Below are 24410 nucleotides of genomic sequence, written 5' to 3'. Positions count from 1 at the left end.
CCCCGAGGGGACGACCCCCGGATCCCCTCAGAACTCGATCCGGGCCCGCGAAAGTGTTGTGTCGTCACCTACGCCCTAGTAGTTAACGAACCACCGGATTGCCCACCCGAAGTGCGGGGGAAGGCTCCTCCGGTAACGCATGCGATCGCGCACCTCTCACAGCATTCTTTCCGCCCACCCGAGTGAACGCGGACAGGAGCGGCCATGCCCACAGCCCGCCAGTCGTCGCCTGAGCAGCTACAAAGAACAACCAAACCTCGTAAAAAGAAACAACCCGCTCAATCCGCCCTGCCCGCACAGCCCTCAGGTGATCCCATGATCGGTCGCATCCCCGTCCTGGACGTCCGCCCCCTCGTCGACTGTGGAAGGAGGCCGGCGAAAGCGGTGGCCGGTGAGACCTTCCAGGTCACCGCCACCGTCTTCCGCGAGGGCCATGACGCGGTCGCCGCCAATGTCCTCCTGCGCGATCCGAGCGGTCACCCCGGCCCCTGGACCCCCATGCGCGAGCTCGCGCCCGGCACCGACCGCTGGGGAGCCGACGTCACGCCGAATGCCGAGGGCCGCTGGACGTACGCCGTCGAGGCCTGGAGCGACCCGGTCGCCACTTGGCGGCACCACGCCCAGATCAAGATCCCCGCCGGTATCGACACCGCGCTCGTCCTGGCCGAAGGCGCCGATCTGTACGAACGTGCCGCCGCCGGAGTGCCCAAGAACGACGGGCGCGAGGCCGTGCTCGCCGCCGTCGACGCGCTGCGCGACGACACGCGGTCCGCCGCCGCGCGGCTCGCCGCCGCCCTCGCCCCGGACGCCGCCGCCGCGCTCGGCCGCCACCCGCTGCGCGAACTGGTCACCTCCTCCCGCCCGTTGCCGCTCGTGGTCGAGCGGCAGCGCGCGCTGTACGGCTCCTGGTACGAGCTCTTCCCGCGCTCCGAGGGCGCGGTCGTCAAGGAGGGCGAGCCGCCCGTCTCCGGCACCCTCCGCACCGCGGCCGAACGGCTGCCTGCCGTCGCCGCGATGGGCTTCGACGTCGTCTATCTGCCACCCGTCCACCCCATCGGCACCACCTTCCGCAAGGGCCCCAACAACAGCCTCTCCCCCGGCGCCCACGATGTCGGAGTGCCCTGGGCCATCGGCTCGCCCGACGGCGGCCATGACGCGCTCCACCCCGATCTCGGCACCTTCGAGGACTTCGACCACTTCGTCGAAACGGCAGCCGCTCTGCGTATGGAGGTGGCCCTGGACTTCGCGCTCCAGTGCTCCCCCGACCATCCCTGGGTGAAAGAGCACCCCGAGTGGTTCCACCACCGGGCCGACGGTTCGATCGCGTACGCCGAGAACCCGCCCAAGAAGTACCAGGACATCTATCCCATCGCCTTCGACCAGGACATGCGCGGACTGGTCCGCGAGACGCTGCGGGTGCTGCGCTTCTGGATGGGCCACGGCGTACGGATCTTCCGCGTCGACAACCCGCACACCAAGCCGGTCATCTTCTGGGAGAAGGTGATCGCGGACATCAACCGCAGCGATCCCGATGTGCTCTTCCTGGCCGAGGCGTTCACCCGTCCGGCGATGATGCACACCCTCGCCGAGATCGGCTTCCAGCAGTCGTACACGTACTTCACCTGGCGCAACACCAAGCAGGAGCTGACCGAATACCTCACTGAGCTCTCCGGCGGGGCCGCCTCCTGCATGCGGCCCAACTTCTTCGTCAACACGCCCGACATCCTGCACGCCTACCTCCAGCAGGGCGGTCGCCCGGCGTTCGAGGTGCGCGCGGTGCTTGCCGCGACCATGGCGCCGTCCTGGGGGGTGTACGCCGGCTACGAGCTCTGCGAGAACACCCCGGTACGGCCCGGCAGCGAGGAGTACCTTCACTCGGAGAAGTACCAACTACGGCCGCGGGACTGGGAGTCGGCGGAGCGTGAGGGTCGCACCATCGCCCCCCTGATCACCGCCCTCAACCGGATCCGGCGCCGCCATCCCGCCCTCCAGCAGCTGCGTGACATCCATTTCCACCACACCGACAACGACGCGGTGATCGCGTACTCGAAACGGTCCGGCTCGAACACCGTCCTCGTGATCGCCAACCTCGACCCCCACCACACCCAGGAGGCCACAGTCTCGTTGGACATGCCGCGCCTCGGCCTCGACTGGCACGAGAGCACACCGGTGCGCGACGAGCTCACCGGCGAGACCTATCACTGGGGCAGGGCCAACTATGTGCGCCTCGAGCCGGGCAGAACGCCCGCGCACATCGTCGTTCTGCGACCGTCCCCGCCGATCGGAGGGTCACCCACATCATGATCGTCAATGAGCCCGTCCACGACACGTTCGAGGACACACCCGCCAAGGACCGCGACCCCGACTGGTTCAAACGGGCCGTCTTCTACGAAGTCCTGGTGCGGTCCTTCCAGGACAGCAACGGCGACGGCATCGGCGACCTGAAGGGCATCACCGCCAAACTGGACTATCTGCAGTGGCTGGGAGTCGACTGCCTCTGGCTGCCGCCGTTCTTCAAGTCGCCGCTGCGGGACGGTGGTTACGACGTCTCCGACTACACCGCCGTGCTGCCCGACTTCGGTGACCTGGCGGACTTCGTGGAGTTCGTCGACGCGTCCCACCAGCGGGGCATGCGCGTCATCATCGACTTTGTCATGAACCACACCAGCGACCAGCACCCGTGGTTCCAGGAGTCCCGCAGCGCCCCGGAAGGACCGTACGGCGACTACTACGTCTGGGCGGACGACGACAAGCAGTTCCAGGACGCCCGGATCATCTTCGTCGACACCGAGACGTCCAACTGGACCTTCGACCCGGTGCGCAAGCAGTACTACTTCCACCGCTTCTTCTCCCACCAGCCCGATCTCAACTACGAGAACCCGGCGGTGCAGGAAGAGATCATCTCGGCGCTGCGCTTCTGGCTGGACCTGGGCATCGACGGCTTCCGGCTGGACGCAGTGCCGTACCTGTACCAGGAGGAGGGCACGAACTGCGAGAACCTCCCCGCCACCCACACCTTCCTCAAGCACGTACGCAAGGTGATCGACGCCCACTACCCGGACACCGTGCTGCTCGCCGAGGCCAACCAGTGGCCGGAGGACGTCGTCGACTACTTCGGCGAGTTCCCGGCCGGCGGCGACGAGTGTCATATGGCGTTCCACTTCCCGGTGATGCCCCGGATCTTCATGGCCGTACGGCGCGAATCGCGCTACCCGGTCTCCGAAATCCTCTCCAAGACCCCGGCCATCCCGAAGAACTGCCAGTGGGGCATCTTCCTGCGCAACCACGACGAGCTCACGCTCGAGATGGTCACGGACGAAGAGCGCGACTACATGTACGCGGAGTACGCCAAGGATCCACGGATGCGCGCCAATATCGGCATCCGCCGGCGGCTGGCCCCGCTGCTGGACAACGACCGCAATCAGATCGAGCTGTTCACGGCGCTGCTGCTGTCGCTGCCGGGCTCGCCGATCCTGTACTACGGCGACGAGATCGGGATGGGCGACAACATCTGGCTCGGCGACCGGGACGCGGTGCGCACCCCGATGCAGTGGACACCGGACCGGAACGCGGGATTCTCCTCCAGCGACCCGGGCCGGCTCTATCTGCCGACCATCATGGATCCGGTCTACGGCTACCAGGTCACCAATGTGGAGGCGGCGATGGCCTCGCCGTCCTCGCTGCTGCACTGGACCCGGCGGATGATCGAGATCCGTAAGCAGAACCACGCCTTCGGGCTCGGTTCGTACACCGAGCTGCCCTCGTCGAACCCGGCCGTGCTCGCGTTCCTGCGCGAGGCCCCGTCAGTTGACGGACACGGCGACGATCTCGTGCTCTGCGTGAACAATTTCTCGCGTTTCGCGCAGCCCACCGAGCTCGATCTGCGGACGTTCAGCGGCCGGCATCCGGTGGAGCTCATCGGCGGAGTGCGGTTCCCGGCCATCGGTCAGTGGCCCTACCTGCTCACTCTCGCCGGTCACGGCTTCTACTGGTTCCGCCTGCGAAAGGATTCGGCGCCGACCTGAGTCACGTACGGGGAGAGGTATGTCCCGCGGGGCGGTTTCCCCCGCCCCGCACCGGGCACTCTCCCCCTTATCCCCGCGCGCCGCCGGACAGCCACTGCTGTAATCCGGGACACTCTGCGCATTCGTGGTGTACCCGGGGAAAGGACGCGATGCCATGTCGGAGGCTGCATCCACCCGGACTCCCGTCGCTCTCCTCCCGTCACTCGCCCCCTTACTGCACGAATGGCTCCCCCGGCAGCGCTGGTTCGCCGGCAAGGGCCGTCCAGTCACCGGCTTCTCGCTCGTCTCGGCGACCGAACTGCTGCCGGTGGAGGGACCAGGTGCCGGACTGCTGCATCTGCTCGTACGTGTCCAGCAGCCGGGACCTCCCGCTCCGTCCACGAACGACTGCTACCAACTCCTGCTCGGCGTACGCAAGACGCTGCCGCCGTATCTCGCGCCCGCGCTGATCGGCCGTCCCGCGGAGGGGCCGCTGGCCGGGCTGACGGTCTACGAGGGCCTGCATGACCCGCGCCTCGCCGAGCTGATCCTGGAGCGGCTGCGCACGCCCGGCGTGCTCGGGGCGCTCCGCTTCGACCGGTTCGACCGCGGCCCGGACATCCCCGGCGGGCTCACCGCACGGCCGCTGGACGCCGAGCAGTCCAACTCCTCACTCGTGTACGGCGATGCGTACATCCTCAAGCTCTTCCGCCGGGTCCATCCGGGCCCCAACCCCGATCTCGAGCTGCCGCTCGCGCTCGCCCGTGCCGGATGCGGCCGGGTGCCCGCGCCCGTCGCCTGGTACGAGTCCACCGCGCCGGAGCCGTACACACTCGGAGTCCTGCAGCCGTTCCTGCGCGGCTCCGAGGACGGCTGGCTGCTCGCGCTGGACTCACTGGCGGGCGGGCGCTCCTTCACCGCGGAGGCCTGCGCGCTGGGCCGGGTCACCGCCGAGGTCCACGCGGCGCTGGCGAATGCCCTGCCGACCGTGATGCTGCGCCGGCCACAGGCCGAGCACCTCGCGGCAGCGATGTCGGAGCGGCTGGACGCGGCCGCGCAAGCGGTGCCCGCCCTGAAGCCGTACGCGCCCCGGCTGCGCTCCGCCTTCGACGCGATCGCCTCGCTGGGCAGACACGGCCGCGCCTGGCGGGCCCAGCGCGTCCATGGCGACCTCCATCTGGGTCAGACCTTGCTCGGCGCCGGTTCCGGCGGTCCCTCAGGCCCCACCGGTTCATCCGGTTCGTCCGGCGACGGCCACTGGTCGGTCATCGACTTCGAGGGTGAGCCCGCGCGCCCGCTCAACGAACGGCGCAGGCCGCAGCCCCCGGTACGCGATGTGGCCGGCATGCTCCGCTCGTTCGACTACGCGGCCCGTACGCACCGCCCGTGGGACCCCGCCTGGGCGGAGCGCTGCCGTACGGCGTTCTGCGAGGGCTATGCCGAGATCTCCGGCGCCGATCCGCGCACCGAACCCGAACTGCTGCGCGCGTACGAGACGGACAAGGCCGTGTACGAGGTCGTGTACGAAGCCCGGCACCGCCCCGACTGGCTGCCGGTGCCGATGGCGGCGATCGACCGCCTGGCCGCGCTCACCTGATCCCCCACAGCCCAAGGAGGCCGACCCCCGTGACCGCCCGCCCCCCGTCCCGTCATTCGTCCGACCCCGATGCACCGAATCCGCCGGCAGCGGCCAGGACCGGCCGCAAGCAGTCCGCCGCACCACGGCCGCGCGCCGGCGGCAGTCATGGCGTGCGGGCCGCGCGGCCGCTCGCGGACGGGGACAGGGAACGGCTGCTGAGCGGCGCCCACCACGATCCGCACGGACTGCTCGGCGCGCACTCGGTGCGGGGCGGCGTCGAACTGCGCGCGCTGCGCCCGTACGCGCGGGCGGTGACCGTACTGGCCAAGGGGCTGCGGGCCGAGCTGCACGAGGACGGCGACGGGTTCTTCTCCGGTGTGCTGCCGCTGCGTACGGCTCCGGAGTACCAGTTGCTGGTCACGTACGACGCGGGCGGGGCCGCCGAAGGGGACGAGAGCCCCGGCACGCACGAGATCGAGGTGCAGGACCCGTACCGCTTCCTGCCCTCGCTCGGCGAACTCGATCTGCATCTGATCGGCGAGGGTCGGCACGAGGAGCTGTGGAAGGCGCTCGGCGCCCATCCGATGGCGCACCAGGGTGTCACCGGGACCCGGTTCACCGTCTGGGCACCCAACGCCCTCGGCGTGCGCGTCGTCGGCGACTTCAACTACTGGGACGGCACGGGCCATCCGATGCGGTCGCTGGGCTCCACGGGCGTGTGGGAGCTGTTCGTCCCGGGGGTGGGCGAGGGGGCGCTCTACAAGTTCGACGTCACCCGCCCCGACGGCTCGCACACCATGCGCGCCGACCCGATGGCGCGGCACACCGAGGTACCGCCCGCCAATGCCTCCATCGTGATCGAGTCCCACCATGTGTGGCGGGACGAGGAGTGGATGGCGCACCGCGGTGACCGGCCGGTGCACGAGGCGCCGTTCTCCGTCTACGAGGTGCACCTGGCGTCCTGGCGGCCCGGTCTGACCTACCGCCAGCTCGCCCTCCAGCTCCCCGCGTACGTCAAGGACCTGGGCTTCACTCATGTCGAGCTGATGCCGGTCGCCGAACATCCCTTCGGCGGCTCCTGGGGATATCAGGTCACCGGTTTCTACGCACCGACCTCCCGGATGGGCAGCCCGGACGATTTCCGCTTCCTGATCGACGCCCTGCACCGGGCCGGCATCGGGGTGCTGGTGGACTGGGTGCCCGCGCACTTCCCGAAGGACGACTGGGCGCTCGCGGCGTTCGACGGCCGCACCCTGTACGAGCACGAGGATCCCGCGCGTGCCGCGCACCCGGACTGGGGAACCCTCGAGTTCGACTACGGCCGCAAGGAGGTGCGCAACTTCCTGGTCGCCAACGCGACGTACTGGTGCGAGGAGTTCCATATCGACGGGCTGCGGGTGGACGCCGTCGCCTCGATGCTCTACCTCGACTACTCCCGCGAGCAGGGCGAGTGGTCGCCGAACGTCCACGGCGGCCGGGAGAATCTGGACGCCGTCGCCTTCCTCCAGGAGATGAACGCCACGGTCTACCGGCGCTGTCCCGGCGTCGTCACCATCGCCGAGGAGTCCACTGCCTGGGACGGCGTCACCCGTGCCACCCACCATGTGGGCCCCGGCGGCTTCGGCGGCCTCGGCTTCGGCCTGAAGTGGAACATGGGCTGGATGCACGACTCGCTGGACTACGTCACCCACGAACCGGTGCACCGTAAGTTCCACCACAACGAGATGACCTTCTCGATGGTGTACGCGTACAGCGAGAACTACGTCCTGCCGATCTCGCACGACGAGGTGGTGCACGGCAAACGGTCGCTGGTGAGCAAGATGCCCGGCGACTGGTGGCAGCAGCGCGCCAATCACCGCGCCTATCTGGGCTTCATGTGGGCGCATCCGGGCAAGCAACTGCTCTTCATGGGCCAGGAGTTCGCGCAGGGCGCCGAGTGGTCGGAGGGCCACGGCCCGGACTGGTGGCTGCTCGACCCGTCGTACGCGGCGGAGGCGGACCACCGCGGGGTACGGAATCTGGTCAGCGATCTCAACGCGGTGTACGGCGCGACTCCCGCGCTCTGGCAGCGCGACACCGTGCCCGAGGGCTTCGCCTGGGTGGACGGCGACGCTGCGGAGGACAATGTCTTCGCCTTCCTGCGTTACGACGCCTCGGGCGCACCGCTGCTGGCCGTCAGCCACTTCTCGCCGGTGGTCCGCCATGAGTACCGCCTCGGGGTGCCGGACTCGGCCCAGGCGTGGACGGAGATCCTCAACACGGACGCGGAGCGCTACGGCGGCGGCGATGTGCTCAACGGGGATCCGCTGAAGCCGGAGTCGGTCCCGTCGCACGGCCGCCCGTCGAGCATCCAGCTGACCTTGCCGCCGCTGGCGACGGTGTGGCTGCGCCCGGCGTGAACGTATGCCCTCGATCGCCGGGCGGGCTTGCTCTCCGAGCCCGGCCGGCGGTTGAGGACGGACCGGCTGCCGGTCGGACCCCGTCATTCCCGCGCGGTCGTCCCGCCCGGTCATTGCCGCGCGGTCACCTGGACAGGCCGCGGTCCGTACGCACCACCCCCAGGCGCTGGGTGGCCCGGGTCAGCGCCACATAGAGGTCGTTCGTCCCGTGGGGCGAGCCGGCGCGGATCAGCTCCGGCTCGACGAGGATCACCGTGTCGAACTCCAGGCCCTTCGCCTGGCGGGGGTCGAGCAGTACGACGGGCCGGGTGAGGTCCGGTTCACCGCCGCTCGGGACGTCGGGCAGCTCGGCCGCGAGCGCGGTGTGGAGCCCGGCCGGTGCGATCACCGCGAGCCGTCCCTCGTACGGAACTTCGGCCACCCGCTCGGCGACGGTCCGTGCCAGCTCGTCCGGGGCGACAGCCACCTCCCACGGCGGGACGCCCGTGGAACGCACCGAGCGGGGCGGCTCGAAGGCGGGGTCCTCACTGCGCCGCACCTCCGCCGCGAGCTCCATGATCTCGGCGGGCGTACGGTAGTTGACACCCAGTCGGTTGTGCTGCCAGCGGTCGCCGACGTACGGCTCCAGGACCTCCTGCCACGACCCGCAGCCGGCCGCGTCGCCCGTCTGGGCCGGGTCGCCGACCAGGGTCATCGAGCGGGTGGGGCAGCGGCGCATCAGCAGCCGCCACGCCATCGCGGACAGCTCCTGCGCCTCGTCGACGATGATGTGCCCGAACGCCCAGGTCCGGTCGGCGGCGGCACGCGCGGCCGCGCTGCGGTGGTCGGTCTCCTCCTGGCGCTCGGCCATCCGCTCGGCGTCGATGATGTCGTGTGCCGCGAGAACCTCGGACTCCTCGTCCTCGAACTCGTACGTCTTGGAGCCCTGCGAGAGCTCCAGGACACCCTGCGCGTAGGCGATCCGGTCCTGCCGTTCGGCCTCCGCTACGGCCTGTTCCGCGCTGTCGTCGATGCCCAGCAGTTCGGCGGCCTCGTCGAGCAGCGGCACATCGGCGGGCGTCCAGGCACCCTTCGTACGCCGGATCATCTCGGCCTGCTCGCTGGGCAGTTGGGCCTCGGGCTCGGCGAGAAAGTCGGCGACGACCCGCTGCGGGGTGAGCGAGGGCCAGAGCTCGTCGATGGCCGAGTGCACCTCGGCGCTGGTGGCGATCTCCTTGCCGAGCTGGGCGATGTCGTCGGGGCCGAGGAGGTTCGGTCCTCCGTACGGGTCGGCGCCGAGCCGGTCCACGAGCTGCTCGGTCAGCGCGTCGATGATCCGGAAGGCGAAGTGCGGCCGGGCCAGGTTGTGCGGAAGCCCGGTGGCGCGCGCACGGTCGCGGGCCTCGTATGCCATCTCCCGGTGGAGCAGCAACGTCCCGTGCTCCTGATGGTCGATCTCGAGCGCGGGCTCGGGCAGCGTGCCGCTGTCCTCGTGATCGACCCGGGGCACGGACTCCGGGAGCGTCTGCCGGTCGCGTACGACACGGGCCAGCACATCGGCCATCTCCGCGCGGCCCTTGACGGCCGCGGCCTGCTGGGTGTCGGTCCCGGTGGCCCGTACGCCGGGAAAGAGCTCCGCCATGGTGGACAGCAGCACCCCGGTCTCGCCGAGCGAGGGCAGCACCTCACCGATGTATCCGAGGAACGCCGGGTTCGGCCCGACGATCAGCACGGCGCGCCGGGCGAGCTGCTCGCGGTGGGCGTAGAGCAGATAGGCGGCCCGGTGCAGCGCGACCGCGGTCTTCCCGGTGCCGGGCCCGCCCTCGACAACGAGCACACCACGCCGCGGGGCGCGGATGATGCGGTCCTGCTCGGCCTGGATGGTCTGCACGATGTCGCTCATCCGCCCGGTTCGCTCGGCCCCGAGCGCGGCGAGCAGTACGGCGTCCGCGTCGTGGTCCTCGTACCCGGTGCGGGTGGCATCGGCGAGATCGAGGATCTCGTCGTGCAGCGCGGTGACGGTGCGCGCCTTGGTGGTGATGTGCCGGCGCCGCCGCAGCCCCATCGGCTCATGGCCGGTGGCGAGGTAGAAAGGCCGGGCCACAGGAGCCCGCCAGTCGATGAGGAGCGGTGTGCGCTCCGCATCGTCCTGCCGCATTCCGATGCGTCCGATGTGGTGCCTGGCACCGTCCGCGAGATCCATGCGCCCGAAACAGAGCCCCGAGTCCACGGCATTCAGCGCGGACAGCTGTCCGGACTGTTCCGCGACGCTGACATCGCGCTCCACGCGGGCCTGAAGACCGGTGCCGGCCTGCCCGATCGCCGTCCGGACCGCACCCTCGGCCTGCTCGCGAAGCGCATCGAGACGCTTGTAGAGCAGGGAGACGAATTGCTGCTCATTCTGCAATTCCTCGGTTGACAATTCAGCTCCTGACGCGATACGGTGTCACCAGTGAACTTATCCGCGCACTTCAGTGTGCGCGGGCACGGAAACATTCAATATACGCAGAGAAATACCCCGGCCGTCAATTCGGTTCCGGGGTATTTTTGTGCGTCGTAGCGTTGTCGAAGAGTCCAGGGGGAGACACATGGGCGGGGCGCAGGCCATGGCGCTGCTGCGCGAGTACGGCGCCGATCAGCTGGAACACCCCGGCGGGACGCTGCTCGCCCACCTGGAGCGCGTGGGGGAACGCCTGGCCGCCTGGGGCGCACGGCCGGAGCTCCGGCTGGCCGGTCTGTGCCACGCGTTCTACGGGACGGACGGCTTCGCGACAGCCCTGCTGCCGCTGGAGCGGCGGGACGAACTGGCGGCCGCCGTCGGCACGGAGGCGGAGGAGCTCGTGTACTTCTACGCGAGCTGCGACCGGAAGGCCTCCTACAGCACGCTGGCCGAGGACGACGCCGCGTTCCGCGACCGGTTCACGGGCGTGACATACACACCGAGCCTCCAGCAGCGGCAGGACTTCGCCGAGCTCACCGCCGTCAATGAACTCGACCTCGCCCGGACGGACAGCGCGTTCCGGTCCCGGCACGGCGGGCCGCTGCTGCGGCTGTTCAGCGCATGGCGGCCACTGCTGAGCGAAGCCGCCCGAGCGGATGTGCGCGATCTGCTGGTACTTCGCGGCGAGGAACAGTGACCGCGCTCCGGCCCGGCGGAACAGCGGACCAGGGTCCGCCGGCCATGCCCTCGAGGTAGCCGGGAAACGTTCGGTCCCACACATGGTGCTGACGGCATGAAACATTTCATCGCATCAATGAGGTGAAGGGGCTTGGAGGCCCCGCAATAACCGAACACATAACGGGGATGGACGGGGAGGGGACAGCATGACCAAGTCCCGCGAGGACGAGTTCCTCCAATTGCTGAGGGCCGTCTCTTTCGCTCCGCCTGCCTCTCCATCAGGGGCGACACGCGTCTTGCCGTCGAGAAGGCCGCCGACGCGCTGAACGTCGGCTCCCTCGCCATTCCGACGCGCTCGTCGCGCGCACCGGCACGCCCTGCACGGACAACTCGGCGGCAGCCGAGCCGGGCTTGTTCCGTCCGTTGAGACCTCTTTTCCCACCCGGCCGGTATCAACCGGAGAGGGTGATCCGTCTTGCCGCCCGCCACCGGCAAGTAGTGCTACCCGCCCCCTTCTCCGGGCGCCTGTGGCGGACATGAGTCCTCAGCCGGGGAGGGCGTGTCCGAACAGAAGCCGCGCCGCCCGCGCTTTCACACCGATGCGGGTGCGCCGTTCTTCACGTCGCCGTTCTCCGGTCGGCGCGACAGCGGCCGGATCACCTCCTCCAGCTCCTGGAGCAGCCGTCGTTTGGGCCGGGCGCCGATCATCGACTTCACCGGCTCGCCCCCGCGGAACACCATCAGCGTCGGCATCGACAGCACGCCGTACCGCGCCATGATTTCCGGATTGGTGTCCACGTCGAGCTGTACGACCTTGAGCCGGTCGGCCTCCTCGGCGGCGAGCGCGCTCAGCACGGGCGCGAGCTGGCGGCACGGGCCGCACCAGTCGGCCGTGAACTCCACCAGGACCGGCAGTCCCGCCTTCAGTACCTCGTCGTCGAAGTCGTCGTCCGTCACCGCGGCGACGCCCTGTGCGTGGATCATTCGTCTTCCCCTCCGTACGTCAGTTCACAGCGTGGCTCCGGACCGCCCGGAACAGCGGCCCGCGCCTCCAGCTCCGCCCGTGCGAGCTGCGCCCCGACCTGGGCGCGCACCGACTGGAGCTGGTCGATGAGCGTGTCCAGCTCACCGAGCTTGGCGCGGTAGACGGCGAGCGAGGCGGGGCAGGAGTCGCCCGCCGGGTGCCCGGCGCGCAGGCAGTCGACGAAGGGCCTGGTCTCCTCCAGGTCGAACCCGAAGTCCTGCAGGGTCCGGATCTGCTGGAGCAGCCGCAGATCGTCCTCGTCGTACGTGCGGTAGCCGTTCACCGCGCGCCGGGCGGGCAGGAGCCCGCGGGACTCGTAGTAACGCAGAGCGCGGGTGGTCGTCCCGGCCCGCTCCGCCAGCTCGCCGATTCGCATGTCTTCGACGGTAATCCTTGACGTCGGCGTCAAGGCAACAGGCTGGCCCTTTCCCGGAACTCAGGCCACCCCGGTGACGGCCTCGACCGTGCTCGCCCAGTCGTCGGCCCCATGGCCCTTCGCGATCGCCCTGTCGGCGACGGACTTGATGGCTTCCAGATGAGAGACGTCGAGGCCGCGGGCGCGCGCCGCGTGCAGGATGTGCTCGACGCCCGCCGCCATCATGCCGAGGTTGGCCTGTGCTCCCGGATAGCTGCCCGCGTCGATATTGGCGGCCGTGTACTCCGCGATGGGCGGCAGGATCCCGACGATCGTTCCCAGGTACGGGGCGATGTCGACCGCCTTGACCCCGTCGGCCGTGGCCAGCGCGTACGCATGCACCAGGCCCGAGATGCTGCCGTAGAAGAAGTCGAGCAGCGACAGATCGTAGAGCGCGGCGAGCCCGGGATCCGTGCCGACGAAGGCAGCCTTGCCACCGAGGACCTTCAGGGCGGACTCGTACCGATCGAACGCCTCCTGGGCGCCGGAGTAGAAGAGCAGCGCGTCGGGCGAGCCGATGAGCGGGGTCGGCACCATGACCGCGCCGTCCAGATAGGCGATGGACCGCTCGGCCGCCCAGGCCGCCGTCGCCCGCGAGCGCTCCGGCGTGTCCGAGGTGACATTGACCAGCGCCCGGCCTCGGAGCGCGTCGCCCAGGGGGTCGAGGACCGCCTGGGCGGCGTCGTGGTCGACCACGCAAATGACGGTCAACTCGCTTGCAAGTACGGCTTCTTCGGCACTGGCGGCACGGACCGCGCCGCGTGCGACGAGTTCGTCGCCCTTGCCCTGGGAGCGGTTCCAGACGGTGGTGGGGTGGCCTGCGTCGAGGAGGGCGCCGGCGAGGGCCCTGCCCATCGCGCCGAGGCCGAGGACGGTGACCGAGGTGAGCGGGGTGTTGGTGGTGGACATGCCCGCAATGCTTCTTCGGCGCCCAACTCCGCCACAAGTACCTACAAATAAGTCAGGTACGCACCGTGAGGAAAACATCGAGGTCAGTGCGGTGGCAGCAGCGGTTTCCGGGCCACCGGCGAGGTCAGCACCACCGATGTCGTCGTACGGCCGAGCGCCGACGTCTGCTCCAGTACGTCCTCGAGATGGACCGTGTCGGTCACCGCGACCTTGATGATCCAGCAGTCCTCGCCGACGACATGGTGAACCTCGATCACCTCGGGGCGCGCCAGCAGTTCGAGAGTTCTGGGGTGCCTCAGGTTGTAGCCGCCGTGCGGACTGACGCGGATGAAGGCCTGGATGCCGTAGCCGAGGCGGGCCGGTGAGACATGCGCCCCGTAACCGGTGATGGCGCCGCAGGCCTCCAGCCGGCGCAGCCGTTCGGTGACCGCCGCCGGGCTCAGCCGCACCCGGCGGCCCAGTTCGCTGAGTTTGATGCGGCCGTCGGTCTGGACGAGCTCCAGGATCTGGCGGTCGACGGCGTCGAAGGCGGTCGCCGACGTTTCGCTGGCGGCAGCGCGCAGAGGCCGTGGTTCTTTCGGCAGGCCGGCCGGATCTCCCATGTCTCCCCCTTCAGAATGCGATCCGTAAACGTAACACTTGACGTACGACGAGAGGGAGTTGGGAATGCGCGAGATATGCGTCATCGGCGGTAACCGGTATTTCGGCAAACGGTTGACAGCTCGACTGCTGGATTCGGGCGACCGGGTCACCGTCATCAATCGCGGGTCGTCCGCCCCGCCCGCCGGAGTCACCCATCTCGTCGCTGACCGCGACGACGAGAATTCCCTGCGGGCCGCGATCGGCTCTCGTACATTCGATGTCGTCTTCGATCAGGTCTGCTATACGCCACGCCAGGCGGACATCGCCCGTCGGGTGTTCGCGGGCCGCACCGGGCGCTATGTGATGACGTCCACCGTCGAGGTGTACGAGTACGAACACTCCACAATCCTCGTCAGCGAGGAGGCCGTGGACCCGCTGACGGTGAACGTGGACCTGGCCGCTCCGTGGGAGGACCCGGACTTCCGTGAGGAGCACTACGGCGAGGGAAAGCGGCAGGCCGAGGCGGTCCTGGCGCAGAATCCGGCCTTCCCGTACGTGTCGGTGCGCGTCGCCCATGTGCTCGGCGGGGACGACGACTTCACCGGCCGCGTGGACCACTACGCGACCCGGATCAGGGCGGGCGAGCCCATCGCCGTACCCGCGGAGAACCACCCCGCCACCTATGTGCATGTGGCGGAGATCGCCGAATTCCTGGCGTGGACAGCGGGTCAGGCATTCACCGGACCGGTGAATGCGAATGCGTACGGTCCGCTCTCCACAGCCGATATCTGCGCGGCGATCGAGCGCGTGACCGGCGGAAAGACGGAATTTCTTCCCGTGGAGGTCGGCAAGACCTCGCCGTTCTCCTTCGCCCGCTCGTACGGCATGGACAACTCGCGTGCGGCGGAGCTGGGTTACACCTTCAGCCGCACCGAGGAATGGCTGTCCCGGGCCATGGCCGAGACTCTCGGTTCCGGCAAGGAGGTCCGGTAATGCGGTACCGCACGCTGGGCAGCCTCCAGGTGAGCGCGATCGGGTTCGGCGCCATGCCACTGTCCATCGAGGGCCACCCCGACGAGCGGCAGGCCCTCGCCACCGTCCATGCCGCTCTCGACGCCGGCGTGACGCTGGTGGACACGGCCGACTCCTACCATCCGCCCGGCGGCGAGCCGGGCGCCGGCGAGTTGCTCGTACGACGCGCGCTCGCCGCGTACGGCGGCGATACGGACTCCGTCCTGGTCGCCACCAAAGGCGGCCGGGGCAGGACCGCCGACGGCGGCTGGACGGTCAACGGCGATCCGCGCCATCTCAAGCAGGCCGCCAGGAGCTCGCTCGACCGGCTCGGCGTCGCGGCGATCGGGCTCTATCAGCTGCACAAGCCGGACCCGTCCGTCCCCTTCGCCGATTCGCTCGGCGCGCTCCAGGAACTGCTGACGGAGGGCACGATCCGGTTTGCCGGGATCTCCAACACGAACGCGGCTCAGATCCGGCTGGCCAGGCAGATGCTGGGAGAGCGGCTGGTCTCCATACAGAACCGGTACTCGCCGGCGGTGCGTGACAGCGAGGCGGAGCTGCGGCTCTGCGCGGAGCTGGGCCTCGCCTTTCTTCCGTGGAGTCCGCTCGGCGGGATCTCACGGAGTTCGCTGGACGGGCCGTCGGATCCGCACGGCGCGGGAGCGGACCGGGGGAGCAGGGAAGTGACCGGTCCGTACGCCGCCTTCCACCAGGTGGCTCGGGAGCACGGCGTGAGTCCCCAACAGACCGCCCTGGCCTGGCTTCTGGCGAAGTCGCCGACCGTGATCCCGATCCCGGGGGCGAGCAGGCCGTTGACCATCCGGAATTCGGCGGCGGCCGCCGGACTCACTCTGAGCGCCGCGGAACTGGCGGCGCTCGACGCCTCGTCGACCACGGCCAACGGGAACGACGGGTCGGAACCGGCCGTCCGCTCCTGACCAGCGGTTCAGCCCAAACCGGCAACGCGTTCAGGAAGTCAACGATGTGCAGCCATTGACGACTGGACTGTCTACATCTACAAAACTGTTTGAGAGCGCTCTCAACTCCCTCGGCACCACCCTCCCGGAGGTGTTCCTTGAGCACGAGCCGCATCAAACGCACCCCCCTGGTCACCATGATCGTCGCCATGTCCGTGGCCCTCGCCGGTTTCATCGCCGTGACCGGCGCGGGCTCCGCCCGCGGTGACGTACCGCCCACGCCCGGCTGGAATCTCCAGTGGAGCGACGATTTCAACGGCGCCAACCGCACCCTGCCCTCGTCGGCCAACTGGCAGATCGACCTCGGCCACGCCTACCCGAACGGGCCGGGAAACTGGGGCACCGGTGAAATCCAGAACTACACCGGCAACCCCGACAACCTCAGTCTCGACGGCGCCGGCAATCTCCGCATCACCCCGCTCCGGGACGGCGGGGGCAACTGGACCTCCGGCCGGATCGAGACCCGGCGCACCGACTTCAAGGCCCCGGCCGGCGGCACGCTGCGCATCGAAGGCCGGATCCAGATGCCGAATGTGACCGGCCAGTCCGCCCTCGGCTACTGGCCCGCCTTCTGGGCCCTCGGCGCGCCCTACCGTGGCAACTACTGGAACTGGCCGTCCATCGGCGAGTTCGACATCATGGAGAACGTCAACGGCATCAACTCCGTCTGGGGGGTGCTGCACTGCGGGGTCAACCCCGGCGGCCCCTGCAACGAGACCAGCGGCATCGCCAACAACCGCGCCTGCCCCGGAGCGAGTTGCCAGTCCGCATTCCACACGTACCGCTTCGAGTGGGACCGTTCCGCCTCCCCCAACGAACTGCGCTGGTATGTGGACGACCAGCTGTTCCACAGCGTCGCGGAGAACCGTGTGGACGCCGGGACCTGGGCGAACATGACCAGCCACGCGGGCTACTTCATCCTGCTCAATGTCGCGATCGGCGGCGCGTTCCCCGACGCGCTGGCAGGCAAGACCCCGACGGCCGCGACCGTCCCCGGCCGCCCCATGCTCGTCGACTACGTCGCCGTCTGGACCAAGGGCGGCGGCTCGACCACCCCGCCCACGACACCTCCCACGACCGACCCGCCCACGACTCCCCCGCCGTCCGGCTCCTCCCAGCTGTATCTGCGTACGGGAGGCGGCGCGGGCGACGCGGCGGCATCGGCCTCCACGGTGAGCCTCGCCTCGGCGGGCGGCGCCAACTACGACGGCACCCCGCACAATCCGCAGGTCTTCACCTCGTCCGGGATCACCAGGAAGTACAACGGCGGCCCGACGCAGTTCGACCTGTTCGTCGACGCGGGCTCCACCGTCGCCAACGGCCAGCAGATCAGGGTGAGTTACGACCGTACGGACGACGGGAACTGGGACCGGACGGAGACGTACAGCTACTTCGCCACCGACCCCGTCGCCGGCTGGGAGCACTACACCCAGGCGACAGGCCTCAAGTCGTCCACCGGGGCGCTCGGCGATCTGGCGAACGGCAAGGTGCGGATCGAGGTGTGGAACGCCATCGGCGGCGGTGCAAGCACGGTCGGCGTCGGCAACCAGTCCGTCGTACGCATCCCCTTCGGCTGAATCCAGGAGGACCGCAATGTTGCGCCGACTGCTCACGGGCCTGGCCGCCGTGATCTTCCTGATCACGGCGGGATGGATCACCGCGAGGACTGAACGGGCGGCTCCCGACACCGTTTCGGGCCACACCGCATCCCGTCCCGCCATGTCGGGCCACAACGGCCACGCCTACACCTTCACCGGCGCCCAGACGGCCGCGATCGTCGCACAGGCCGCGGCCCCGGTGCGCGGCAGCGAATTCCGCGCGGAGTGCTTCTCCAGCCACCGCAAGGGCGACGACCCGATCGTCTTCCCGGGACAGGCGGGCCGTTCGCACATCCATGAGTTCTACGGAAACCGGACCGCGAACGCGGCCTCGACGCTGCAGTCGCTGGCCGCCGGCACCACCAACTGCACGCCCGCGGTGGACCTCTCCTCGTACTGGACCCCCACCCTCTACAAGAACGGAGTTCCCGTGGCCCCCGAGCGGGTCACCGTCTACTACCAGGGCATCACCGACCACGCCCGGGCCGTGGCCCATCCGCGCGGTCTGCGCTACGTCGTCGGAAACGCCCTGGCCACCTCTCCCGACCAGAACCCGGCGGCGCGCTGGTCGTGCGTGGGCCGGCCCGAGTCCGGCCGGGAGTTCATCAACTGCCCTCCCGGCACCAAGCTGGAGAACTATCTGGACTTCCCGACCTGCTGGGACGGGAAGAACCTGGACAGTGCCAACCACCGGGACCACATGGCGTACGCGGCCGGACAGACCTGCCCCGCCTCGCACCCGGTGGTCGTGCCGCGGCTGGAACTGCTGATCACCTGGCCGGTCAACGGCGGCGGGCTGACGCTCGCGGGCACCAGGAACGGCGTCAATGTGACCGACCAGCCGGGCTACACCTTCCACGGCGACTTCTTCAACGCCTGGGACGACGGTGAGCTGAAGCGCCGGGTGGCCAACTGCATTGTCGCGGGGTACATCTGCGGGACGGACGGCAACCCGGTCCAGCAGTGACCCTCATCCGTCCGATTCCGGGGCCGGGACGCCCAGCAGCCTGCGGGTCAGGGCGTCCCGGTCCGGTTCGTCCGGCGTGGTCCGTACGTCCCCGGAACGTGTGAGCCCGCTCTCCTCGCCGGCCGCGACCTGCGGCTCGGTGGCCCTGCCGCGGCGCGGCAGCAGTACGGCGACGAGCACCGTGCCGACGCCGAGGATCACCGCACCCACCAGGCTGGTGTGCGCGACGGCGTCCGAGAAGGCGCCGTTCACCGCGTCCACCAGGGCCTTCGCCTGCTGGGGACCTGCCTGGACGCCGACCTGCTGTGCGACGGCGAGGCCCGCGCCGACCGAGTCCTGGGCGGCGTCGAGCGCCTCGGCCGGGAGCTTGGTTCCCACGGCATCGTCGAGGTGGGAGGAGTACGAACCGGCCAGCACCGAGCCGAGGATGGCGATCCCGAGCGACCCGCCGAGCTCGAGGGAGGTGTCGTTGACGGCGCCGCCGACGCCGAGTTCGGACTCGGGGAAGGCACCCATGATCGCGTCCGTGCAGGGCGAGAGCGCGAGGCCGATCGCGAGCCCGAGGATGACGAGCGGCGGCACGAAGTCGCCGTACGCCGATCCGGCGTCGATACGGGTGAGCAGGGCGAGCGCGGACGTACCGCCGACCATGCCCGCGGTGACGGTGACCTTCATACCGAGGCGCGGGGTGAGGAAGCCGGTCAGGGCGGAGCCGACGAAGACGGCCCCGGCGAGCGGGAGCATCCGTACGCCGGTCTCGAAGGGGTTGTAGCCGAGGACGAACTGCAGATGCTGCGTGAGGTAGTAGAAGGCCCCGAACACGGCGAGGAAGAAGAGCGCGACAGCGAGATTGGCGCCGGCGAAGCCGCGGTGGGCGAACCGGCGCACATCCAGGACGGGACGCGGGTGGCGCAGCTCCCACACCACGAACAGGACCAGGCCCGCGCCCGCGACGACGGCGGCCGTGATCGCCTCGGCGCCCCACCCGAAATGCGGCCCCTGGATGATCATGTAGACGAGCGAGCCGATCCAGACCACGGAGAGCAGCCCGCCGGTGTAGTCGATCCGGTCGTGGCGGGCGGCCTTCGACGGCGGTACGAGGACGAGCGTGCCGACGATCGCGAGCGCGGCGACCGGCACGTTGATGAGGAACGTCGAGGCCCAGCCGTGCTTCTCCAGCAGCGCGCCGGCGACGAGCGGCCCGGCGGCGATGGCAAGTCCGGCGGTGGCGGTCCACATGACGATGGCCTTGGCGCGCTCGGCCCGCGGGAAGGTCGCGGCGAGCAGCGAGAGCGTGGCAGGCATGATCATCGCGGCGCCGACGCCCATGACGGCGCGTGCCGAGATGACCCCGGCCGAACTGTCGACGAGCGATCCGGCCACCGCGCCCGCGCCGAAGACGACGAGTCCGAGGACGAGGGCGCCACGGCGGCTGTATTTGTCGCCGATCGCGCCGAGGAGCAGCATCAGCGCGGCGTAGGGGACGGTGTAGCCGTCGATGACCCACTGCAGATCGGAGCTGGTCAGGCCCAGGTCCTTGGTCATGTCGGGGGCGGCGACGGTCAGCGCGGTGTTCGCCATGACGATGATCAGCAGGCTCAGGCAGAGGACGAGCAGCGCCCACCAGCGCCGGGCGTAGGGCCGGTCCATCTGCTCGACGGGCCGCTTCATGACGAGGGACACGAGGCTCCACCTTCCACTGTCTTGCACACTCATGTGCAATTACACACTGCTGTGCAATTTACGTCAATGCACAGCCGTGTGCAAAATGGAGCCATGACGATGGGTGCCACGGGTAACAGCGGCCGGGCCGACGCGAACCGCCGCCGCATCATGCAGGTCGCGCTCACGGAACTGCTGCGCGACCCGGACGCGTCCATGGACCAGCTGGCCCGCGCGGCCGGCGTGGTGCGCCGGACGGTGTACGGCCACTTCCCCAGCCGCGACGCGCTGATCACGGCCCTGGTGGACGACGCGGTCGCCACGGTCGCCGAGGCGCACGCCCGCGGCCGCGAAGGCGTGAGCGACCCCTCCGAGGCACTGGCCCGCGCGACACTCGCGGTCTGGGAGATCGCCGACCGCTACCGCCTGCTGGTGGCCCTGGCGCAGCGCAGCGTGACGATGGAAGGCATCAAGCAACGTCTGGCCCCGGTCCGCAAGTCCTGCCTGGAGCTGCTCCAACAGGGCATGGACGAGGGCGCGTTCACCGCTCCGCTGCCGGCGGCGGCTCTCGCGTACGTTCACGAGCAGCAGCTCTTCGGTCTGATGGAGGCGGTGAACGACGGCGCGCTGGATCCGGCCGATGCGGGGCGCGCGGCGGCGGCGACGGCGCTGATCTCGGCGGGAGTCGGGGCCGAACGGGCACGGGAGATCGTGGCGGGGCTGCAGGGCCGGTGAGCGGATTGCCGCATCGGCTAAAATCTGGGGCATGGACGTGGTCCAGGCGGTCGCCGAGCCCAGACGGCGCGAGATTCTCCGGCTGATCTGGAACGACGAACTGCCCGCAGGCGAGATCGCGGCCCGCTTCGAGGTCACCTTCGGCGCGGTGTCCCAGCATCTGAAGGTGCTGCGGGACGCGGGCCTGGTGACACTGCGCAGGGACGGGACCAAGCGGTTCTACCGGGCCGACCGGCAAGCCCTCGGACCGCTCTGCGAATTCCTCCGGTCCATGTGGAGCAGCAAGCTCGACACCCTGGGCCGCGTCGCGGAAGATGCCGAACCGAACGGAGCCTGACGGGCACGGACACCGTGACCGTGGCGTACCGCTGCGCCCTCCGCCACGGGGGCAGGCGAAGGGCGGAGCGGAAGAGGCGGTCCTCAACCGCCGGACAAGCGGCGGAAGTTCGGTACCGGCCGGCGGTCAGACCTTCACGCCCGCCTCGTTCTCCTCCCGCGGCTCAGGAAGGTCCACGTCCGCCTCCGGCGCCGCGTCACCCCGGCCGTCGTCGAGCAGCGTCCTCTCGTCGAACGGGAGCCTCCCGGCCAGGACCTCGTCGACCCGCGCCCTGTCGATCTCCTTCGTCCACGTCCCGATCAGCACCGTCGCGACCGCGTTGCCCGCAAAGTTGGTCAGGGCGCGCGCCTCGCTCATGAAGCGGTCGATACCGACGATCAGGCCGACGCCGTCGACCAGCTCCGGCCGGTGCGACTGCAGACCGCCCGCCAGCGTGGCCAGCCCGGCTCCGGAGACGCCCGCCGCGCCCTTCGACGCGACGAAGAGGAAGAGGAGGAGCGGAATCTGCTCCCCGACCGACATCGGGTTGCCCATGGCGTCGGCGATGAAGAGCGAGGCCATCGTCATGTAGATCATGGTGCCGTCGAGGTTGAAGGAGTAGCCGGTCGGAACGGTGATGCCGACCACCGGCTTGCTCACGCCCAGGTGCTCCATCTTCGCGATGAGCCGCGGGAGCGCGGACTCGGAGGAGGAGGTGGACAGGATCAGCAGGAACTCACGGCCCAGGTACTTGAAGAGCGTGAGGATGTTGAGGCCCGCGACGAGGCGCAGCAGCGTGCCGAGCACGATGACGACGAAGAGGAAGCAGGTCACGTAGAAGCCGAGCATCAGCACGGCGAGGCTCTTGAGCGCGTCCAGACCGGCCGACCCGGTGACGGCGGCGATCGCGCCGAAGGCGCCGATCGGCGCGGCCCACATCACCATGGCGAGAATGCGGAAGACGAGTCGCTGGATGTGCTCGACACCGCGCAGCACCGGTTCGCCGACAGGTCCCATCGCCTGCAGCGCGAAGCCGGCGAGCAGCGCGACGAGCAGGGTCTGCAGGACCTCGCCCGAGGTGAAGGCGGAGACCATCGTGGTCGGGATGATCCCGAGCACGAACTCGACCGGGGGCTTGGCCTCGGCCGACACCTGGCCCTGGCCCGCCTCCTTGACCGCGTCGGTCAGCGCCAGGCCGTCACCGGGGTGCAGGATGTTGCCGACGACCAGGCCGATGGCGAGGGCGACCATCGACATCACCATGAAGTAGCCGAGCGCTATGCCGCCGACCGCGCCGACCTTGGCGGCCTTTCGTACCGATCCGATGCCCAGCACGATCGTGCAGAAGATGATCGGCGAGATCATCATCTTGATCAGATTCACAAAGCCGGTACCCAGCGGCTTGAGTTCAACGGCGAACTCGGGGGCGACCAGGCCCACCGTGATGCCCAACGCGACCGCGATGATCACGGCGATATAGAGATAGTGGGTACGGTCCCGCCTGACGGCTCCACCAACCACGGGGTCCTCCTCGTTCCGATTCGTCCATGTCCCTATGGATGCCGTGACTATCCACCAGCCTGTGACGACGGTCACCCTTACGTTCGTTTCGTTCACACAAAATCGGCCAGGCAGACTGATTGCATGCGCATACCTCGCCCCCGAAGCCTCGCCGGCCAGCTCTTCGCGATGCAGGTCGTGCTGGTCGCCGCGATCGTGGCGGGCTGTGCCCTCTTCGCGTATCTCACCGACCGCTCCCAGGCCGAGGAGACGGCGCGGCTGCAGTCCACCGCCACCGCCACCGCCGTGGCGCGGTCCCCCTCGGTGATCGCGGCGGCGCGTTCCGCGCAGCCCACCGAGCTGCTTCAGCCGTACACGGAGCGGCTGCGCAGGGACGCGGGCGTCACCTTCGTCGTGATCATGGCCCCGGACGGCACGCGGTGGACGCATCCGGAGCCGGGCGAGATCGGCAAGACATATCTGGGGCACATCGGCGAGGCACTGAAGGGCAGGACATACAGCGAGAAGCACCTGGGCGTGCTCGGACCCTCGGTGCGGACCGTGGTGCCGATCCATGACCACGGGAAGATCACCGGGCTCGTCAGCGCGGGCATCACCATCCAGAAGATCAGCGAGCAGGTGAGCAAGCAGGTCGCCGCGCTGCTCGGTGTCGCGGGCGCGGCGCTCGCGCTGGGCGGCCTCGGCACATACGTGATCAACGCGCGGCTGCGCCGGCATACGCACGGTATGAACGCGGCCGAGCTGAGCCGACTGCACGACTACCACGAGGCCGCGTTGCATGCCGTGCGCGAGGGGCTGTTGATGCTCGACGGCCGGCGGCGGATCGCCCTGGTCAACGACGCGGGCCGGGAGCTGCTGGGTCTCGACGACCACGCCGTCGGCCGGCCGGTGGCCGAGCTCGGCCTGCCGGCCCGGCTCACGGGCGCGCTGCTGGCGTCCGAGCCACGCGTCGACGAGGTCCATCTGACCACCGACCGGGTCATCGTCGTGAACACCAGCCCGGTCGTCGGCGGCGAGCAGCGCGGCACGGTGGTGACCTTGCGGGACCACACCGAACTCCAGTCTCTGTCGGGCGAGTTGGACTCGGAACGCGGCTTCACCCAGGCTTTGCGATCCCAGGCGCACGAAGCGGCCAATCGCCTGCACACGGTCGTCTCGCTGATCGAGCTCGGGCGGGCGGACGAGGCGGTCGACTTCGCGACCGCGGAGCTGGAGCTGGCTCAGGTGCTGACCGACCGGGTCGTCGGCGCGGTGGGCGAGCCGGTGCTGGCCGCGCTGCTGCTGGGCAAGGCGGCGCAGGCGAACGAGCGCGGCGTGGAGCTGATCCTCGCGGAGGACAGCTGCATCGACGACGGCGTTCTGCCGCCGTCGCTGCCGTCGCGCGATCTGGTGACGATCCTGGGGAACCTGATCGACAACGCGGTCGACGCGGCGTCGGAGGCGGCGGCGGGCGGGCGGGGAGGGGGAGCACACGCCGGGAAGGATGCGATCGCGCCGGGCGCCGACGCGCACGCCGGGGTGGACGGCCAGGACCATGTCATCGCCGGCGCGGCGGACGGCCAGGACCGTGTCCTCGTCACCGCGGCGGACGGCCGGGGCCGCGACACCGTC

19 protein-coding genes are annotated in these 24410 nt (G+C 69.6%); 12 read left to right on the top strand and 7 right to left on the bottom strand.

The genetic code is table 11. The features are described from left to right. Positions 1–315: 315 nt before the first annotated feature. From ACWDZ6_RS27430 to glgB, 4 genes are all read left to right on the top strand, one after another. Positions 316–2304, top strand: coding sequence for an alpha-1,4-glucan--maltose-1-phosphate maltosyltransferase (locus tag ACWDZ6_RS27430; RefSeq protein WP_451504960.1), 1989 nt, complete (start codon positions 316–318; stop codon positions 2302–2304). After that, positions 2301–4025, top strand: a complete 1725-nt coding sequence (gene treS / locus ACWDZ6_RS27425) for a maltose alpha-D-glucosyltransferase (protein ID WP_326652715.1) — start codon at positions 2301–2303, stop codon at positions 4023–4025. The genes ACWDZ6_RS27430 and treS overlap by 4 nt, the downstream gene beginning before the upstream one ends. A 154-nt stretch (positions 4026–4179) precedes the next feature. Beyond that, positions 4180–5601, top strand: coding sequence for a maltokinase N-terminal cap-like domain-containing protein (locus tag ACWDZ6_RS27420; RefSeq protein ID WP_451504959.1), 1422 nt, complete (start codon positions 4180–4182; stop codon positions 5599–5601). Positions 5602–5630: 29 nt separating this feature from the next. Continuing rightward, positions 5631–7982, top strand: coding sequence for a 1,4-alpha-glucan branching enzyme (glgB, locus tag ACWDZ6_RS27415; protein ID WP_451504958.1), 2352 nt, complete (start codon positions 5631–5633; stop codon positions 7980–7982). Between the two features lie 124 nt (positions 7983–8106). On the opposite strand, the gene ACWDZ6_RS27410 is transcribed toward glgB, so the two are convergent. Further along, positions 8107–10383, bottom strand: a complete 2277-nt coding sequence (locus ACWDZ6_RS27410) for a HelD family protein (protein ID WP_451504957.1) — start codon at positions 10381–10383, stop codon at positions 8107–8109. 166 nt (positions 10384–10549) lie between these two features. Here ACWDZ6_RS27410 and ACWDZ6_RS27405 point away from each other — a divergent pair, with 166 nt between their 5' ends. Then, positions 10550–11098 (top strand): DUF6817 domain-containing protein, encoded by a 549-nt coding sequence (locus ACWDZ6_RS27405; RefSeq protein ID WP_451504956.1) that lies wholly within the window; start codon positions 10550–10552, stop codon positions 11096–11098. A gap of 572 nt (positions 11099–11670) precedes the next feature. Here ACWDZ6_RS27405 and trxA read toward each other — a convergent pair. From trxA to ACWDZ6_RS27385, 4 genes are all read right to left on the bottom strand, one after another. Further along, entirely contained in the window at positions 11671–12063 is a 393-nt protein-coding gene (gene trxA / locus ACWDZ6_RS27400) for a thioredoxin (protein WP_451504955.1), read from the bottom strand. Continuing rightward, positions 12060–12479: a MerR family transcriptional regulator gene (locus ACWDZ6_RS27395; RefSeq protein ID WP_451504954.1), complete on the bottom strand. Its 420-nt coding sequence runs from the start codon at positions 12477–12479 to the stop codon at positions 12060–12062. The genes trxA and ACWDZ6_RS27395 overlap by 4 nt, the downstream gene beginning before the upstream one ends. 60 nt (positions 12480–12539) lie before the next feature. Further along, positions 12540–13427 (bottom strand): NAD(P)-dependent oxidoreductase, encoded by an 888-nt coding sequence (locus tag ACWDZ6_RS27390; RefSeq protein ID WP_451504953.1) that lies wholly within the window; start codon positions 13425–13427, stop codon positions 12540–12542. Between the two features lie 83 nt (positions 13428–13510). Beyond that, entirely contained in the window at positions 13511–14029 is a 519-nt protein-coding gene (locus ACWDZ6_RS27385; RefSeq protein ID WP_451504952.1) for an Lrp/AsnC family transcriptional regulator, read from the bottom strand. A gap of 64 nt (positions 14030–14093) precedes the next feature. On the opposite strand from ACWDZ6_RS27385, the gene ACWDZ6_RS27380 reads away from it, so the two are divergent. The 4 genes from ACWDZ6_RS27380 (at position 14094) to ACWDZ6_RS27365 (ending at position 18565) form a co-directional block, all read left to right on the top strand. Beyond that, positions 14094–15002, top strand: coding sequence for an NAD-dependent epimerase/dehydratase family protein (locus ACWDZ6_RS27380; RefSeq protein WP_451504951.1), 909 nt, complete (start codon positions 14094–14096; stop codon positions 15000–15002). Then, entirely contained in the window at positions 15002–15961 is a 960-nt protein-coding gene (locus ACWDZ6_RS27375) for an aldo/keto reductase (protein WP_451504950.1), read from the top strand. Before ACWDZ6_RS27380 ends, ACWDZ6_RS27375 begins: the two co-directional genes overlap by 1 nt. A gap of 176 nt (positions 15962–16137) precedes the next feature. After that, entirely contained in the window at positions 16138–17577 is a 1440-nt protein-coding gene (locus tag ACWDZ6_RS27370) for a glycoside hydrolase family 16 protein (protein ID WP_451504991.1), read from the top strand. Positions 17578–17593: 16 nt separating this feature from the next. Then, the gene (locus ACWDZ6_RS27365; protein ID WP_451504949.1) at positions 17594–18565 is read left to right on the top strand and encodes a DUF1996 domain-containing protein; all 972 of its coding nucleotides are present in this window, start codon (positions 17594–17596) and stop codon (positions 18563–18565) included. Between the two features lie 3 nt (positions 18566–18568). On the opposite strand, the gene ACWDZ6_RS27360 is transcribed toward ACWDZ6_RS27365, so the two are convergent. Next, positions 18569–20248, bottom strand: a complete 1680-nt coding sequence (locus tag ACWDZ6_RS27360) for an MFS transporter (RefSeq protein WP_451504948.1) — start codon at positions 20246–20248, stop codon at positions 18569–18571. Positions 20249–20341: 93 nt separating this feature from the next. On the opposite strand from ACWDZ6_RS27360, the gene ACWDZ6_RS27355 reads away from it, so the two are divergent. Both ACWDZ6_RS27355 and ACWDZ6_RS27350 read left to right on the top strand, forming a co-directional pair. Further along, the gene (locus tag ACWDZ6_RS27355; protein ID WP_366735152.1) at positions 20342–20962 is read left to right on the top strand and encodes a TetR/AcrR family transcriptional regulator; all 621 of its coding nucleotides are present in this window, start codon (positions 20342–20344) and stop codon (positions 20960–20962) included. A gap of 31 nt (positions 20963–20993) precedes the next feature. Then, positions 20994–21299: an ArsR/SmtB family transcription factor gene (locus tag ACWDZ6_RS27350; protein ID WP_451504947.1), complete on the top strand. Its 306-nt coding sequence runs from the start codon at positions 20994–20996 to the stop codon at positions 21297–21299. Between the two features lie 126 nt (positions 21300–21425). Here the strand turns inward: ACWDZ6_RS27350 and ACWDZ6_RS27345 are convergent, their stop codons facing one another. After that, the gene (locus ACWDZ6_RS27345; RefSeq protein ID WP_451504946.1) at positions 21426–22799 is read right to left on the bottom strand and encodes a cation:dicarboxylate symporter family transporter; all 1374 of its coding nucleotides are present in this window, start codon (positions 22797–22799) and stop codon (positions 21426–21428) included. 123 nt (positions 22800–22922) lie between these two features. Between ACWDZ6_RS27345 and ACWDZ6_RS27340 the strand changes: the two genes are divergently transcribed. After that, positions 22923–24410, top strand: a 1488-nt coding sequence (locus ACWDZ6_RS27340; protein WP_451504945.1) for a PAS domain-containing protein, incomplete at its 3' end; no start/stop codon positions are given.

The organism is Streptomyces sp. NPDC002926, from assembly GCF_053591755.1.
The sequence above is the reverse complement of the archived record's forward strand: the minus strand, read 5'-3'. Positions and strand labels throughout refer to the sequence as shown.

Coding starts and splice junctions, on each gene's coding strand:
- ACWDZ6_RS27420 (WP_451504959.1), top strand. CDS start 4,180: ATGTCGGAGGCTGCATCCACCCGGACTCCCGTCGCTCTCCTCCCGTCA.
- ACWDZ6_RS27395 (WP_451504954.1), bottom strand. CDS start 12,479: ATGCGAATCGGCGAGCTGGCGGAGCGGGCCGGGACGACCACCCGCGCT.
- ACWDZ6_RS27430 (WP_451504960.1), top strand. CDS start 316: ATGATCGGTCGCATCCCCGTCCTGGACGTCCGCCCCCTCGTCGACTGT.
- ACWDZ6_RS27375 (WP_451504950.1), top strand. CDS start 15,002: ATGCGGTACCGCACGCTGGGCAGCCTCCAGGTGAGCGCGATCGGGTTC.
- ACWDZ6_RS27385 (WP_451504952.1), bottom strand. CDS start 14,029: ATGGGAGATCCGGCCGGCCTGCCGAAAGAACCACGGCCTCTGCGCGCT.
- ACWDZ6_RS27355 (WP_366735152.1), top strand. CDS start 20,342: ATGACGATGGGTGCCACGGGTAACAGCGGCCGGGCCGACGCGAACCGC.
- ACWDZ6_RS27370 (WP_451504991.1), top strand. CDS start 16,138: ATGATCGTCGCCATGTCCGTGGCCCTCGCCGGTTTCATCGCCGTGACC.
- ACWDZ6_RS27365 (WP_451504949.1), top strand. CDS start 17,594: ATGTTGCGCCGACTGCTCACGGGCCTGGCCGCCGTGATCTTCCTGATC.
- ACWDZ6_RS27350 (WP_451504947.1), top strand. CDS start 20,994: ATGGACGTGGTCCAGGCGGTCGCCGAGCCCAGACGGCGCGAGATTCTC.
- ACWDZ6_RS27380 (WP_451504951.1), top strand. CDS start 14,094: ATGCGCGAGATATGCGTCATCGGCGGTAACCGGTATTTCGGCAAACGG.
- ACWDZ6_RS27390 (WP_451504953.1), bottom strand. CDS start 13,427: ATGTCCACCACCAACACCCCGCTCACCTCGGTCACCGTCCTCGGCCTC.
- treS (WP_326652715.1), top strand. CDS start 2,301: ATGATCGTCAATGAGCCCGTCCACGACACGTTCGAGGACACACCCGCC.
- ACWDZ6_RS27405 (WP_451504956.1), top strand. CDS start 10,550: ATGGGCGGGGCGCAGGCCATGGCGCTGCTGCGCGAGTACGGCGCCGAT.
- trxA (WP_451504955.1), bottom strand. CDS start 12,063: ATGATCCACGCACAGGGCGTCGCCGCGGTGACGGACGACGACTTCGAC.